This window comes from Microvirga sp. 17 mud 1-3 (assembly GCF_003151255.1).
In the GTDB taxonomy this organism is placed as follows: domain Bacteria; phylum Pseudomonadota; class Alphaproteobacteria; order Rhizobiales; family Beijerinckiaceae; genus Microvirga.
Genome location: NZ_CP029481.1, coordinates 4311856 through 4326589, shown reverse-complemented (window position 1 = coordinate 4326589; position 14734 = coordinate 4311856). Strand labels below are relative to the sequence as shown.

The following is a 14734-nucleotide window of genomic DNA, read 5'->3' as shown; positions in this document are numbered from 1 at the left end:
TGACGACCCTCTGGATGTTTTCTGTCGTCTGAAAGCTCAGTAATTGTACGCGCGCTCGCCGTGGTCGGCGAGGTCGAGGCCCTCGCGTTCCGCCTCGTAGGTGGCGCGCAGGCCGACCGTGAGATCGACGATCTTGAAGAGGATGAACGAACCGATCCCCGTCCAGAGCAGAGTCACGGCCACGGCGACGATTTGCGTCCAGACCTGGCCCGCAATCGTGTAATCGCCGGCGCCGTAGCCGCCGAGGGTGGGCGCCGCCACGATGCCGGTGCCGATGGCCCCGACGATGCCGCCGATCCCGTGGATGCCGAACACGTCGAGGGCGTCGTCATAGCCGAGCGCGTTCTTCACCATGGTGACCGCCACGTAGCAGACCACGCCCGCCACGAGGCCGAGCACGATGGAGCCCATCGGTCCCGCGAGGCCGGCAGCCGGCGTGATCGCCACGAGGCCCGCGACGGCGCCCGACGCGATGCCGAGGAGCGAGGCCTTGCCCTTCTCGAAGGCTTCCGCGGCCGTCCAGGCGAGGCCCGCGGCGGCGGGGGCCAGGATGGTGTTGAGGAGCGCCAGCGCCGCGCCGCCGGTGGCTTCGAGGTTCGAGCCCGCGTTGAAGCCGAACCAGCCGACCCACAGCAGGCACGCGCCCACGAAGGTGAGCGTGAGGGAATGCGGCGCGAGCAGGTCGCGGCCGTAGCCGATGCGCTTGCCGACCATCAGCGCGCCGATCAGGCCCGCGACGCCCGAATTGATGTGCACCACGGTGCCGCCCGCGAAATCGAGGGCGCCGAGCTTGAAGAGATAGCCCTCCGAGAACCACACCATGTGGGCGATGGGCAGGTAGACGAAGGTCAGCCACAGGGTCGTGAACAGCATCACGGCCTTGAAGGTGATGCGCTCCGCGAAGGCGCCGACGATGAGCGCCGGCGTGATCGCCGCGAAGGTGAGCTGGAAGGCCAGGAAGGTGAATTCCGGGATCGCCACGCCCTTGGTGAAGGTGTCGGCGGTGGACTCCGTCGTCACGCCGGTCAGGAAGGCCTTGGAGAGCCCGCCGATGACGGCGCCGAGTCCGCCGGGGCCTGCCGTGAAGGCGAGGGAGTAGCCGTAGAACACCCACAGGATGGCCACGAGGCTGAACACCGAGAAGACCTGCATGAGCACCGAGAGCATGTTCTTGGTGCGCACCAGCCCGCCATAGAACAGGGCGAGGCCCGGGATCGTCATGAGGATCACCAGGAGGGTCGAGACGAGCATCCAGGCCGTGTCGCCCTTGTCGATGGTCGGGGCAGGGGCGGCCTCCTGGGCGAGCGCCGGGCCGAGGGTCACGAGCGCGAGCCCGAGGCCCGGAAGAGTTGCGGAAAGGATCGAGCGTAGCTTCATCGGATTCGGGCTCCGGACGGACCGAGAGGGGAGGGATTTACAGGGCATCGGCATCGGCCTCGCCGGTACGGATGCGGACGGCCTTCTCGAGGGGGACGACGAAGATCTTGCCGTCGCCGATCTGCCCCGTACGCGCCGCGAGGGTGATCTCCTCGATCACCTTCGGGACGATCTCGGTGGGCACCGCCACCTCGATCTTGAGCTTGGGCAGGAAGCTCACGGCGTATTCGGCGCCGCGATAGATCTCCGTATGGCCCTTCTGCCGCCCGTAGCCTTTCACCTCGGTCACGGTGAGGCCGTGCACGCCGAGGGAGGTGAGCGCGTCGCGGACCTCCTCCAGCTTGAACGGCTTGATGACCGCCATCACGATTTTCATGGGTAAAGCCCCCTCCTGTGGGATCTCATGCGCCGGCCGGGGCCTGCTCACGAGACGTTTCCATGCGAACCCGACCTGCCGGACGGGTCTCGACTGGGGACTATGCAAGAATGATGCCAATCTCTGCGGGCTGCTTCGGCTCCCCGTTGCGACAGGGATGCGGCCCGGAAATGAGGCTGTTTCGGCCTGAATGCCCAAACCATAGGCAGATGAAACAAGAACAACCCCGGCTCAAGTAAGCCGGGGTTGCGCAGAAACAGATCAGGCAGGCGTGTTAGCGGACGCTGTCGTCCTTGCCGTTGGGGCTCCCATCACGGCCGCCATTTCCGAAGCCGTTGTTTCCGTGCCCGCCGCCATCGTGGCCGTTCTGACCACCAGCGTTGCCGTTCCCATGGCCGCCTCCGTTGCCGTTCTGACCGCCAGCGTTGCCGTTCCCACGGCCGCCCCGATCGCCCACGTCTCCTCGGCCGCGGGACCCGCCGCCGAAAGCGCCACCGTTCGGGCTTTCGCCGGCCCGACCGACGCTTTTATCATTTCCCGGATTGCCCAAGCCGCCATCCGTTGACCCGGTGGCTCCGCCTGCCGCCCGGCCTCCAGTGGCGGTTCCACCACCGACCGCGCCGGCACTTCCTGAGGCTCCGGCACCCACGCTGCCGGTTGAGGCGACATCGCCCGTCCCGCTGGATACGCCCTCACCTCCACGACCCGCCGCAGCGCCGCGGGCGCTGCCGCCAAGGGTGCTGCCGCCAAGGGTGCTGCCGCCAACGGCACTGCCACCAAGGGCGCTGCCGCGCGTGGTTCCTGCCGGGCTGATGCCACCGTTCTGCGGATTGGATTGACCGGAAAGGGACGCCGCCGAGCCGCTGCTAGGAACGGCGAAGTTCTGGTTCGCAAACCCACCGGAGCCGAAAAGCGGGGTGCCGACCGAGCCGCCCGCCAGAGGAGCCCGCTGCGTGATCGATCCGGTCGCCGTGGCGTCCCGGTCCGTCAACCTGTTCAGCTGGCGCAACGCCTGAGGACGGATAGCGCAGCGACAGACCTCCTCCCCTTGGACAACGTGAAGACGGCAATTGCTATACATCGACGGATTGGCGACGGCCGGAACACATTGCCCGCCTGGTCGCAGACCCTGTGCCAATGCCGGGAACGCGGAAGCAAGCAAAAGGGCTGCGCCGGACGCAGCGAGAACGTGCGAACGTTTCATGACTCACCTGAAGAGGAGTTAGTTTGAAATTGAGACTAAATTGTCTCGAATGTCTCAATGACGCCGCAGCAGAGACATGGTTCCCACTCTTCAAGAGAAAAGTTATTCCGTAACTTAAGCTCAGCAGTATTAATCTCTATTTTCCAACAAATCTAACAACGTAAACAGAACAGCTTGGCCTTTTATACGTTAGGCGAACGCCTTCAGAAGCCGTTCATCTATGATGTCCGGAATCGCTACCAAGTTTCGCGACGAGAATTCTTGCTCAATCTTGACTGTTCTAGAGTAAGCTTACCCGCGCTTGCGTCGAGGGCTTGTTCCCGTCACGGTCCGCTCTGCCACGGGAAGGTCAACTGTCGGCTCGCGCGTTCTTTCCCCCGAAGCCGCGATCCATCCTCGCCCCGATTGGCGGGCGTAGAACGTGTGCCCCGTCCGTGACGACGGCAGGATCGCTGAAGTCAGGTTGTCGAGCACCAGAGGGCCTTCGGCGGTCGCCACGGTCAGAACCGCATGAGCTTCACCCTGGGCTGTTACGCCGACAGCGATCGACAAGGCCGCGGCAGGCCACCCTCGCTCCAGGAGGAGCTTTCGCTTCAGAAGCGCGAAATCTTCGCAGTCACCCTTGCCGCTCGTTGGGAGTGTCCAGACATCCTCGCGCCCGTACTGTTCCCAATCCGATACCTCGACAATCGTGCTGTTGACGAAGGTATTGATGCGCTGGAGCTCAGCCATGCGCTCAGGAGTCATCATCACGCCCGCAGCAGGTTTTGCCACTGCCGGAACGACCATGAGCATGGCTATGGCAAGGCCGCTGGCGCAGATTCGGGAAATAGACATGAGGATGGCCCCTGGAAATAACAGTCTTCATGCCGGAACTTTTCGAAGCGACCGGCTTTGACACTTTCGCGTCTCTCTCATCATGTCTTCACGCCGGGATTGCGGCAGCGTGAGCATAAGGTGATACCGGGTTCCGTCTTGCCATCTGGGGACGAGGCTTTAGGCTGGCCCCAAGCGTCGCCGAAAAAGACGCGGGAAACGCACCTGATCCATGTCCGTCACCGAGTCCGCCGCAATCACGCCAGCCGTCACCCTGCGCAACGTCGCCATCACGTTCGGGCCGAAAGGGGAGGGCTATCGTGCCGTCTCGTCCATCGACCTCTCGGTCCGGCCCGGCGAGTTCATCGCCATCGTCGGCCCGACCGGCTGCGGCAAGTCCACGCTCCTCAATGCCTCCGCGGGGTTGCTGAAGCCCTCCGACGGCGAAGTCTCGATCTTCGGCGCGCCGCTTCAAGGCCTCAATCGGCGGGCCGGATACCTCTTCCAGCAGGATGCGCTCATGCCCTGGAAGACGGCTCTGCAGAACGTCGCGGTTGCCCTGGAGCCGCAGGGCGTGGCGGCAGAAACGGCCCGTGAGAAGGCCCGCACATGGCTCGGCCGCGTGGGCCTTTCGGCCTTCGTGGACCGCTATCCGCACATGCTCTCCGGCGGGCAGAGGAAGCGCGTCGCCCTGGCCCAGATGCTGATCCGCGATCCGGAAATCCTGCTCATGGACGAGCCCTTCGGGCCCCTCGATGCGCAGACGCGGCAGATCATGGGCAACCTGCTGCTCGACCTCTGGGCGACGGACCGCAAGGCCGTGCTCTTCGTCACCCACGACCTCGAGGAGGCGATCGCGCTGGCCGACCGGGTGGTGGTGATGTCCGCAGGCCCCGCCGCGCGGATCATCGGCGACTTTCCGGTGACGCTGCCGCGTCCGCGCGACATCGCGGAGGTGCGGCTGGAGCCGTCCTTCCACCACATCCACAAGGAGATCTGGGCCAGCCTGCGCACGGAGGTGCAGAAGGCTTATGCGCAGGGCGAGGGAGCGACGTCGTGACCATGATCTATCGCCGTTCCGGGGCCGCCCCCTTGTCATTCCGGGGCGAGCACAGCGAGAGCCCGGAACCCATAGCCGCCGACAGGGCAAGATACGCCGCAGCGGCTGCCGCAGCTCTTCATTCTGAAACGTTAGCGTTTATGGGTTCCGGGCCCAGCGCTGCGCGCTGTCCCGGAATGACAGAGGAGTTGGGGCTTTGAAACGCGCCAAGCTTCTTGCGTTCCAGATTGCCGTCGGCCTCGCGTTCCTGGTGCTCTGGCACGTGCTCACGGCCTATCCGATTCTTGCGCCCGTCAAGCAGTCGCAGTTCTTCTTCTCCAACCCCATCGACGTGCTCGCGCGGGCCTGGAAGGAATTCGCCACCGGCGAGATCTGGCACCATCTCGGCATCACGCTGCTCGAGACCGTGCTGGCCTTCGCGTTCGGGGCGGCGGGCGGCATCCTGTTCGGGTTCCTGTTCGCCCGCCGCGACATGCTGGCGGCCGTGTTCGACCCTTACATCAAGGCCGCGAACGCCCTGCCGCGCGTGGTGCTCGCGCCGATCTTCGCCCTGTGGTTCGGGCTCGGCATCTGGTCGAAGGTGGCGCTCGGCTTCACGCTCGTGTTCTTCATCGTGTTCTTCAATGTGTATCAGGGCGTGCGCGAGGTGAGCCCCACGGTGCTCGCCAATGCGCGCATGCTCGGCATGAACGAGCGCCAGCTCCTGCGGCACGTCTACTGGCCGTCGGCGCTGACCTGGATGTTCTCGTCGCTCCACACCTCCGTGGGCTTCGCGCTCGTCGGCGCGGTGGTGGGCGAATATCTCGGCTCCTCGGCCGGGCTCGGCTACAAGATCCACGAGGCCGAGAGCGTGTTCGACGTGACGGGTGTCTTTGCCGGAATGCTGATCCTGTCAATCTTCGTCATCCTCCTCGACATGGTCGTGACGGCGATCGAGCGGCGGCTTCTCGTCTGGCGCCCGGGCCCGTCGACAGGCGGGCAGGGCTGAGCAATCCTCTTCTTTCAAGAAGCACGACAAACCAGGGAGACGAACATGGAACGCCGGACATTTCTGATCGGGACGGGCGCTGCGGCCCTCGCGGCCGGTTTCAGCCGCACCGCCTTCGCGCAGGACAAGCCCGAGAAGACCAAGGTCACGCTGGGCGTCGGCGGCAAGCCGCTGCTCTACTACCTCCCGCTCACCATCGCGGAGCGCAAGGGCTTCTTCAAGGACGAGGGGCTCGACGTCGAGATCAACGATTTCGGCGGCGGCGCCAAGTCGCTCCAGGCGCTGATCGGCGGCTCCGTGGACGTGGTGACGGGCGCCTACGAGCACACCATCCGCATGCAGGCCAAGGGCCAGGACGTGCGCGCCGTCACGGAGCTCGGGCGCTTCCCGGCCATCGTGATCGCGGTGAAGAAGGACAAGGCCGGGCAGATCAAGTCCGCGGCCGACTTCAAGGGTCTCAAGATCGGCGTTACGGCGCCGGGCTCCTCCACGGCGCTCACCACGCAATACGCCATGGTGAAGGCCGGCCTGAAGCCGACGGATGCGGCCATCATCGGCGTCGGCTCCGGAGCGAGCGCGGTCGCGGCCATGCAGAAGGGCGAGATCGACGTGATCGCCCATCTCGATCCGGTGATCTCCAAGCTCGAATCGGACGGCGACATCGCAATCCTCATCGACACGCGGACGGAAGCCGGCACCCGCGCCCTGTTCGGCGGCTCGAACCCGGCCGCGACCCTCTACACGAAGAAGGACTTCATCGACGCCAATCCGGTGACGACCCAGCGCCTCGTCAATGCCTTCATGAAGTCGCTCAAGTGGCTCGCGAGCGCGAAGCCCGAGGATGTGGCCGAGGCCGTGCCGCCGGAATATCACCTCGGCGACAAGCCGCTCTACGTCAAGGCGGTGCAGAACTCGCTGGAAAGCTATTCCCGCACCGGCATCGTCCCGCCGGACGGCATGGCGAGCGTCATGGACATGCTGAAGACCCTCGATCCGGAACTGAAGGACGCGAAGGTCGACCTCGCGGCCACCTTCGACGACCGCTTCGTCAAGAAGGCGGCTGGCTGACGCCGCGCTGGCGTTATCCGCAGGGCGCGGGTGGAGCAATCCGTCCCGCGCCTTTTCTCATGGTTCCTCTCATGGAGCGCTGCCGTCGTATTGCAGCGTCACGGTCTCGGCCAGGTAGTCGATAAAGGCCCGCACCCGCGCCGGCAGGCGGCCGCCCTGGCCGACGAAGACCGCGTGGATGTCCTCGGTATCGCCGGGGTTGAACGCTTCCAGCACCGGCACGAGCCGGCCTGCCGCGATGTCGGGGCCCACATGGAACCAGGCGAGGCGGGCGAGACCGACACCCGCGAGCGCGAGCCGGCGGGAGGTCTCGCCGTCTCCCGACAGGGCATTGCCGACGGCCGGCAGGGTTCGGTCGAGGCCACTTTCCCGGAACGGCCATTCGTCGAAACTGCGGGCGAAATTGAACCCGATCCGGTTATGGGATTCGAGCTCCGCCAGGGTTTCGGGCGTGCCGTGGCGTGCCAGATAGTCCGGCGCCGCGACCACCACCATCCGGCTCGTTCCGAGCTTGCGCGCCACGAGCTGCGAGGCCCTCAACGGGCCGACCCGGATCGCCACGTCGGCCCGCTCCTCGAACAGGTCGATGACCTGATCGGTCAGGACGATGTCGAGCCGCACCTCCGGATAAAGCTCCAGGAAGCCCGGCACGAGCGGCAGCAGGTGATGGAGGCCGAACGGCACGTTGCTGTTGACCCGCACGCGACCCTTCGGGGCGGCCCCGACGGAGACCTCCCGTTCCGCGTCGTCAATCTCGGCGAGAACCCGCTTCGCCCGCTCGAAGAAGGCGGCCCCTTCCGGAGTGAGCTGCAGGCGGCGGGTCGACCGGTGGACGAGCCGGGTGCCGAGACGGGCCTCGAGGCGCGCCACGAGCTTGCTCACGGCCGAGGGGGTCATCCGCAGGCTGCGCGCCGCGGCCGAGAAGCCCGATTGCTCCACCACCGGACGAAGACCTCCATCTCGCCGGAGCGATTGATCTCAAGCCGCGCCATCGTGAATTCAACTCACAAATGATGTTCCGAACGGCACTCTAATTCAAAGCTCCCGCGTCTCCTAGCTTTGCGACATCTCTTCGCAACGCCCGGACGGGAGTCTGCCTTGCCTCTTGCTCTCTACACCCTGACCGCCGGGGCCTTCGCCATCGGCACCACCGAATTCGTCATCATGGGCCTGCTGCTGCAGGTCGCCGGAGATCTCGGCGTCTCCATCGCGCTCGCGGGCCTTCTCATCTCCGGCTATGCCCTCGGCGTCACCATCGGGGCCCCGCTCATCACGGTCCTGACCCGGCAATGGCCGCGCAAGACCGTCCTGGTCGCCCTGATGATCATCTTCACCATCGGCAACATCGCCTGTGCGGTCGCGCCGAGCTACGGGGCCCTCATGGGCGCCCGCATCGTCACGGCGCTGGCCCACGGGACCTTCTTCGGCGTCGGCTCGGTGGTGGCGACCTCGCTCGTGCCGCCGGAGCGCAAGGCCTCGGCCATCGCCATCATGTTTACGGGCCTGACGGCCGCGACGCTTCTCGGCGTGCCTCTCGGCGCCTGGATCGGCCTGGCCTTCGGATGGCGGGCGACCTTCTGGACGGTGGCGGCCATCGGGGCCGCCGCGGCGCTGGTGCTCGCCGCCTTCGTTCCGGCCGGGACGCGCAATGAGGAGACTTCGTCGCTGCGCGACGAGATCGCCGGGCTGATGCGCCTCCAGGTCGGCCTCGGTCTCGCCATGACGGTGCTCGGTTACGCGGGGGTGTTCGCGGTCTTCACCTATGTGCAGCCCATCCTGACCCGGATCACCGGCTTCTCCGAAGCCGCGGTCTCGCCCATCCTCCTGGTCTTCGGCGCAGGCCTCGCGATCGGCAATCTCGGCGGCGGCTGGCTGGCGGACAAGCGCCTGATGCCGACCCTGATCGGCACGCTCGGACTTCTGGCGCTCGTTCTCGCCCTCACGACCTTCGCGGTGCAGGAGAAGACCCTGGCGGTCGTCTTCATCGGCCTCCTCGGGGCTGCGGCCTTCGCGACGGTGGCGCCCCTGCAATTGCGGGTGTTGGAAAAAGCGGGCGGCGCCGGCCAGGGCCTCGCCTCGAGCCTGAACATCGCGGCCTTCAATCTCGGCAATGCCCTCGGCGCCTGGATCGGCGGCCTCGTCATCGACCACGGTCCCGGACTTGGCTCCCTGCCTCTCGTCGCTGCCCTCGTGACCCTTGCGGGCCTCGTCCTCGCGCTCGTCAGCCACCGGCTCGACCGGCGCTCCTCCGCTTCCGTCCTCTCACATCAAGGAATCTGACCATGGAATACAGACATTTGGGACGCTCGGGGCTACAGGTCCCGGTGCTCAGCTTCGGGGCCGGCACCTTCGGCGGAAAGGGTCCGCTCTTCGGCGCCTGGGGCGAGACCGATACGGCCGAGGCACGACGGCTCATCGACATCTGCCTGGAGGCCGGCGTCACCCTTTTCGACACGGCCGACGTCTATTCGGACGGCGCATCGGAAACCGTGCTGGGCGAGGCGATCAAGGGCCGGCGGGACAAGGTGCTCCTGTCCACCAAGACCGGCCTGCCCATGGGCGAAGGGCCGAACGAGGCAGGCTCTTCCCGCTCCCGGCTGATCCCTGCCGTGGACGCGGCCCTGAAGCGTCTCGGCACGGATTACATCGATCTCCTCCAGCTTCACGCCTTCGACGCGAAGACGCCCGTCGAGGAAGTACTGTCGACCCTCGACGACCTCGTGCGGGCCGGCAAGATCCGCTATGTGGGCGTGTCCAATTTCGCCGGCTGGCAGCTCATGAAATCGCTCGCCGTGGCCGACCGCTACGGCTATCCGCGCTATGTGGCGCATCAGGCCTATTACTCGCTGATCGGGCGCGACTACGAATGGGAGCTGATGCCGCTTGCCCGCGACCAGGGCGTCGGCGCGGTGGTCTGGAGCCCACTCGGCTGGGGCCGGCTCACCGGCAAGATCCGCCGCGGCGCAAAGCTGCCCGAAACGAGCCGCCTGCATCAGACCGCCGAATACGGCCCGCCCGTCGATGACGAACATCTCTTCCGCGTCGTCGATGCCCTCGATGCGGTCGCGGACGAAACCGGAAAGTCGGTGCCGCAGATCGCCCTGAACTGGCTGCTGCAGCGGCCGACCGTCTCGACCGTCGTGATCGGTGCGCGCAACGAGGAGCAGCTGCGCCAGAATCTCGGCGCGGTCGGCTGGTCGCTGACGCCCGAGCAGGTGGCGCGGCTCGATGGGGCGAGCGCCGTCACGCCGGCTTATCCCTATTGGCCCTCATATCGCCAGGCTGGCTTCGCCCGGGTCAATCCGCCCGCGGTGTAAGGCGAAACCGCTGCCGCGCGGTGTTGTGAGAGTCGCTCGGCGGCCTTCGCGTCAGCTGCGGTCGCGGATCAGCCCTTCCTGGGCCACGGACGCGACCAATGTGCCGTCCTGCCGGAAGATGAGGCCCCGGGAGAAGCCGCGGGCGCCGCCCGCAAATGGAGTGTCCTGGGCGTAGAGCAGCCATTCGTCGGCCCGGAAGGGGCGGTGGAACCAGAGGGCGTGGTCGAGGCTCGCTCCCTGGATCGTCGGATCGAACACGGTCCGGCCATGTGGGACGAGCGAGGTGTCCAGCAGAGTAATGTCGGACGCATAGGCCAGCACCGCCTGATGCACGGCGGGATCGTCCGGCAGGGGATCCGTGGCCCGGATCCACACGTGGAAAATTGGCTTTCCGGGGTCGCCGGAGGTGTAGCGCTGCATCTCGACCGGGCGCATCTCGATGGGCCGCTCCCGCTCGAAATAGGTCCGCATCGGTTCCGGCATCTTCGGCAGCAGTTCCGCCTTCACCTCCGACTCGCTCGGAAGCGCGTCGGGGCCGGGGACTTCCGGCATCGGAGCCTGATGCTCGAATCCGTCCTCTGCGATCTGGTACGAGGCCGACATGGAGAAGATCGCCTGGCCGTGCTGGATCGCCACCACCCGGCGTGTCGTGAAGCTGCGCCCGTCGCGGATGCGGTCGACCTCGTAGATGATCGGCACCTTGGGATCGCCCGGCAGCATGAAATAGCCGTGGAGCGAATGGGGCTGGCGCCCCTCGACGGTGCGCGTGGCAGCCACCAGCGCCTGGCCGATCACCTGCCCGCCGAAGACCCGCTGCCAGCCCACCTTCGGGCTCTGGCCGCGAAAAAGGTTCACCTCGAGGGGCTCGAGGTTGAGGATCTTGAGCAGGTTGGCGACGGCACTGGACATCGGGCAGATTCCTTCGGCGGAAACCCATCCATCGGAGAGCCCGCGCGGGACGTCAAGCTTGACGCGGAACGATCCATCGCGGACACCCGGCTTGTGCCCTAGATTCCTCTCCGGGCCCGGGCAGGAGCCTTTCAGGAGATTCTCCATGAGCGCGGATCATCCTCGCATCGTCATCGCGGGCGGCGGCCTTGCCGGCCTGTCGCTCGCCCTCGCGCTGAAGCAGGCCCTGGGCGAGGGGATCGAGGCCGTCATGTACGACCCCGCCCTGAAGCGCGATCCGCATGGGGACAAGCGTGCCTATGCGATCGCGGCGGCGGGGCGGCGCATGCTCGAGGCCCTGGGCATCTGGAACGGCATCGCCGACAAGGCGCAGCCCATCACCGACATGGTGATCACCGACAGCCGCCTGCACGATCCTGTGCGGCCGGCCTACCTGACCTTTGCGGGCGAGGCGGAAATCGGCGCGCCTCTTGCGCACATGATCGCGGGCGGCGAACTGACGGCCGCCCTGGTCGAGGCCTGCCGGAAGGCCGGGGTGTCCCTGAGGCCCGCGGCGGTCGAGGGCTTTTCGGCCGATCCCGCCGGCATCGACGTGACGGCGGAGGGCCAGACCGAGCGCGCGACCCTACTCGTGGCCGCCGACGGCGCCCGCTCGCGCCTGCGGGAGCAGGCCGGCATTTCCTGGATCTCCTGGCCCTACCGGCAATCCGCCATCGTGGCCACGATCCGCCATGCCCGCGACCACGAGTGCCGCGCGATCGAGCATTTCCTGCCCGCCGGTCCCTTCGCGATCCTGCCCCTGAAGCCCGAGACACTGCCGGACGGCAGCATCCAGCATCGTTCTTCCATCGTATGGTCGGAGCGCGGCGATGCGGTGCCCCATTTTCTCGAATCCGATCCGGAGGATCTCCAGGCAGAGCTGGAGCGGCGCTTCGGTCTCCAGCTCGGCGCCATTGCGTTCGAGACGAAGCCGCAGGCCTTTCCCCTCTCGTTCGGGGTGGCGCGCCGCTTCACGGCCGAGCGTGTGGCGCTCCTGGGGGATGCGGCCCACGTGGTCCATCCCATCGCCGGCCAGGGCCTCAATCTCGGCCTGCACGATGCGGCGGCGCTCGCCGAGATCATCGTCGAGGCCCTGCGCCTCGGGCGCGATCCCGGCGCGGCGGACGTGCTCGACGAATACGAGCGGGCGCGGCGGACGGACATCACTGCTATGGGTCTGATGACCGATGGTCTCAACCGCCTGTTCTCCAACGATTTCCTGCCCGTCCGCCTGATCCGCGACCTCGGCCTCGGCCTCGTCGACCGGATGCCGACCCTCAAGGGCTTCTTCATGCGCGAGGCGGCCGGGCAGGCCGGCGGCTCGCCCTTCCGGCTCCTGAAAGGCGAAGCTCTCTAGGGGAAGGCTGCTCCGCGCAACTACCCTCTTTATTACCAAAACGACATATCGTAACAATTCCGGGCCATCCTCCTATCCCGGAATTGCTATGACCAATTACTTTTTCGACGCGACCCACCCGCTTCCCGCTCCCGGCGGCAATGCGCTTCTCGAACTCCCTGACGCCGGAACGGCCTTCATCGGGCTTAGCGTGATGAGCCCTGCGGGAATTGCCCTGCAAGCCGCCCTCAGGCAGCGGATCACCATCGCCGAGACCATCAAGGTCCAGGGCCACGGCCATGCCCTCGACTTGAAGGGCGTGAACAGCGGCGTCACCAGCGAAGGCGACATCATATCGGATACGGGCACTGGCATTCGGTTCAGCGGAGGCGGGACCGGCACGGTGCTCAATCTAGGGACGATCATGGCCATCAAAGGCGTGGAGGTCCTGCCGGCAAATGCCCAGAATCCATCTACCGCGGATAGGCTTGAGCTTTACAATACCGGGACGATTTCCGCGTCCGGCCTCGCGGTCCAGGGTCAGATCGGCCCGGATCGCATCGTCAATGCAGGCCATATCAGGACGAGTGCTGCGGGGCCAGATGCGGTCGCCATCGATCTTGGAAGTGGGAGTGACATCTATGACGGTACGCGCGGTATCGTAACCGGCCGGATCGAACTCGGGGCAGGCGACGACACAGCCCACGGAGGGGCCGGCGGCGAGATCTTTGCCGTCGGGACCGGCAGCAACGCCGTTGATGGCGGCCCTGGTATCGATACGATCGATTACACCTCTGCTACAGCCGGAGTCACGCTGAGCCTCGCCATCTCGGCAGCACAATGGACCGGATTACAATTTGACCAAATTACCAATGTCGAGAACATCATCGGAAGCGCGCAGGCGGACAAGCTGACCGGCAGCGATGTCGGCAACAAGCTCCAGGGCGGCGGCGGAGCCGACACTCTGGAAGGCGGGTTCGGCAATGACACGCTCGAGGGCGGCGACGGCATCGATACCGCGCGCTATTCCGGCACGTCCGGCGTCACCGTAAATCTTATGATCGAAGGGGCGCAGAATACGGGTACCCACGGCAGCGATACCCTGATCGGAATCGAGAATCTCGAAGCGGGCGCCGGCGCCGACAAGCTCACGGGCAATGACGAGAACAACACCCTGTCCGGGGGGGCCGGCAGCGACACCCTGGTCGGAGGACTCGGCAACGATTCCCTGGATGGGGGCGCCGGTGAGGACCGGGCGGTCTATTCCGGGAGCCGGAGCGCCTACACGGTCACGCCGAACGAAGACGGCACGTTCAAAATCGCCGGTCCAGAGGGCGAGGATGTCCTGAACGATATCCGCCTCGTCCAGTTCTCCGACCAGACTATCGCGTTGGTCAACAACGCGCCCTCGAACATTGTCCTTTCGACTGCAAGCCTGTCCGAGAGCGCCGCGCCCGGATCCACCGTCGCCGCCCTGTACGGCTCCGATCCGGACGGCGACACGCTGACCTATTCGCTGGTCTCGGATGCCGGAGGCCTTTTCGGTCTCCAGGGGACAAGCCTCGTCCTGAAGGGTGCCGTCGATTACGAGACGGCCAAGCAGCACGAGATCGCAATCCGGGCAACCGATTCCTACGGCAAAGAACTTGTGAAGACCGTCACGTTGACAGTGCACAATGTTGTGGAAACCATGCCGCTCGTCCTGCGCGGCACTTCTGCCAAGGATTCCCTGGCCGGGGAGAACGGGAATGACCGCATCTCCGGCCTTGGCCAGGACGACACCCTCTGGGGCGAGGGCGGCAATGACACGCTCATCGGTGGCGCCGGGAATGATGCGCTCATCGGCGGGGCCGGGAAGGACGTGTTCGTGCTCGATACGAAGCCGAACGTCCGCAGCAACGTGGATACCGTCTACGACTTCTCCCCCAAGGACGACACGGTCCATCTGTCGCGGAAGGTCTTTACCAAGCTGCCCAAGAAAGGCGCGCTCTCCAAGGGCGCCTTCTGGATCGGCGACCACGTGCACGATGCGAGCGACCGGATCGTCTACAATAAGAAGACCGGTGCGCTCTTCTACGATCCCGACGGGACCGGCCGCGCTGCTGCGACCCAGATCGCAACGCTCCAGAAGAACCTCAAGCTGACCTATCACGATTTCTTCGTGATCTGAGGGGGGCTCTTCTCCCCCGATCTTGGGCGATGACGGGAAGCGCTGACCTGCTCCCCTGCCCCACGGATCTCGGG

At 66.0% G+C, this 14734-nt stretch carries 12 protein-coding genes and 1 pseudogene; 7 read left to right on the top strand and 6 right to left on the bottom strand.

What is annotated here, in order from left to right; genetic code table 11:
• Positions 1-36: 36 nt before the first annotated feature.
• From C4E04_RS20345 to C4E04_RS20330, 4 genes are all read right to left on the bottom strand, one after another.
• Positions 37-1377 (bottom strand): ammonium transporter, encoded by a 1341-nt coding sequence (locus tag C4E04_RS20345; RefSeq protein ID WP_109600460.1) that lies wholly within the window; start codon positions 1375-1377, stop codon positions 37-39.
• 37 nt (positions 1378-1414) lie between these two features.
• Positions 1415-1753 carry a P-II family nitrogen regulator gene (locus tag C4E04_RS20340; protein ID WP_109600458.1) on the bottom strand — a complete coding sequence of 113 codons (339 nt, stop codon included), beginning with the start codon at positions 1751-1753 and terminating at the stop codon, positions 1415-1417.
• Positions 1754-2027: 274 nt separating this feature from the next.
• On the bottom strand, positions 2028-2744 hold the full coding sequence (locus C4E04_RS21055; protein WP_162559489.1) for a hypothetical protein: 717 nt from the start codon (positions 2742-2744) through the stop codon (positions 2028-2030).
• Between the two features lie 504 nt (positions 2745-3248).
• Complete coding sequence (locus C4E04_RS20330) at positions 3249-3794, bottom strand: transglutaminase-like cysteine peptidase (RefSeq protein WP_109600454.1); 546 nt, start codon at positions 3792-3794, stop codon at positions 3249-3251.
• A 211-nt stretch (positions 3795-4005) separates the two neighbouring features.
• On the opposite strand from C4E04_RS20330, the gene C4E04_RS20325 reads away from it, so the two are divergent.
• From C4E04_RS20325 to C4E04_RS20315, 3 genes are all read left to right on the top strand, one after another.
• A complete protein-coding gene (locus tag C4E04_RS20325) occupies positions 4006-4833 on the top strand; it encodes an ABC transporter ATP-binding protein (protein WP_109600452.1) in 828 nt (275 codons plus the stop codon).
• A 196-nt stretch (positions 4834-5029) separates the two neighbouring features.
• Positions 5030-5821: an ABC transporter permease gene (locus C4E04_RS20320; RefSeq protein ID WP_109600450.1), complete on the top strand. Its 792-nt coding sequence runs from the start codon at positions 5030-5032 to the stop codon at positions 5819-5821.
• Between the two features lie 45 nt (positions 5822-5866).
• Complete coding sequence (locus C4E04_RS20315; protein ID WP_109600448.1) at positions 5867-6889, top strand: ABC transporter substrate-binding protein; 1023 nt, start codon at positions 5867-5869, stop codon at positions 6887-6889.
• A gap of 69 nt (positions 6890-6958) precedes the next feature.
• Here the strand turns inward: C4E04_RS20315 and C4E04_RS20310 are convergent.
• Positions 6959-7881: pseudogene (locus C4E04_RS20310) on the bottom strand (LysR family transcriptional regulator).
• 106 nt (positions 7882-7987) lie between these two features.
• Here C4E04_RS20310 and C4E04_RS20305 point away from each other — a divergent pair.
• On the top strand, positions 7988-9169 hold the full coding sequence (locus C4E04_RS20305; protein ID WP_109600446.1) for an MFS transporter: 1182 nt from the start codon (positions 7988-7990) through the stop codon (positions 9167-9169).
• A gap of 2 nt (positions 9170-9171) precedes the next feature.
• Positions 9172-10206, top strand: a complete 1035-nt coding sequence (locus C4E04_RS20300) for an aldo/keto reductase (RefSeq protein WP_109600444.1) — start codon at positions 9172-9174, stop codon at positions 10204-10206.
• Positions 10207-10257: 51 nt separating this feature from the next.
• Here the strand turns inward: C4E04_RS20300 and tesB are convergent, their stop codons facing one another.
• On the bottom strand, positions 10258-11115 hold the full coding sequence (tesB, locus tag C4E04_RS20295) for an acyl-CoA thioesterase II (RefSeq protein WP_109601381.1): 858 nt from the start codon (positions 11113-11115) through the stop codon (positions 10258-10260).
• A gap of 145 nt (positions 11116-11260) precedes the next feature.
• On the opposite strand from tesB, the gene C4E04_RS20290 reads away from it, so the two are divergent.
• Both C4E04_RS20290 and C4E04_RS20285 read left to right on the top strand, forming a co-directional pair.
• On the top strand, positions 11261-12511 hold the full coding sequence (locus C4E04_RS20290) for an FAD-dependent monooxygenase (RefSeq protein WP_109600442.1): 1251 nt from the start codon (positions 11261-11263) through the stop codon (positions 12509-12511).
• A gap of 88 nt (positions 12512-12599) precedes the next feature.
• On the top strand, positions 12600-14660 hold the full coding sequence (locus tag C4E04_RS20285) for a calcium-binding protein (protein ID WP_109600440.1): 2061 nt from the start codon (positions 12600-12602) through the stop codon (positions 14658-14660).
• The last annotated feature ends 74 nt before the right edge of the window (positions 14661-14734 follow it).

What these genes read in the sequence shown, in the direction of transcription:
- tesB (WP_109601381.1), bottom strand. Translation starts at nt 11,115, where the DNA reads ATGTCCAGTGCCGTCGCCAACCTGCTCAAGATCCTCAACCTCGAGCCC.
- C4E04_RS20315 (WP_109600448.1), top strand. Translation starts at nt 5,867, where the DNA reads ATGGAACGCCGGACATTTCTGATCGGGACGGGCGCTGCGGCCCTCGCG.
- C4E04_RS20330 (WP_109600454.1), bottom strand. Translation starts at nt 3,794, where the DNA reads ATGTCTATTTCCCGAATCTGCGCCAGCGGCCTTGCCATAGCCATGCTC.
- C4E04_RS20325 (WP_109600452.1), top strand. Translation starts at nt 4,006, where the DNA reads ATGTCCGTCACCGAGTCCGCCGCAATCACGCCAGCCGTCACCCTGCGC.
- C4E04_RS20290 (WP_109600442.1), top strand. Translation starts at nt 11,261, where the DNA reads ATGAGCGCGGATCATCCTCGCATCGTCATCGCGGGCGGCGGCCTTGCC.
- C4E04_RS20300 (WP_109600444.1), top strand. Translation starts at nt 9,172, where the DNA reads ATGGAATACAGACATTTGGGACGCTCGGGGCTACAGGTCCCGGTGCTC.
- C4E04_RS20340 (WP_109600458.1), bottom strand. Translation starts at nt 1,753, where the DNA reads ATGAAAATCGTGATGGCGGTCATCAAGCCGTTCAAGCTGGAGGAGGTC.
- C4E04_RS20285 (WP_109600440.1), top strand. Translation starts at nt 12,600, where the DNA reads ATGACCAATTACTTTTTCGACGCGACCCACCCGCTTCCCGCTCCCGGC.
- C4E04_RS20345 (WP_109600460.1), bottom strand. Translation starts at nt 1,377, where the DNA reads ATGAAGCTACGCTCGATCCTTTCCGCAACTCTTCCGGGCCTCGGGCTC.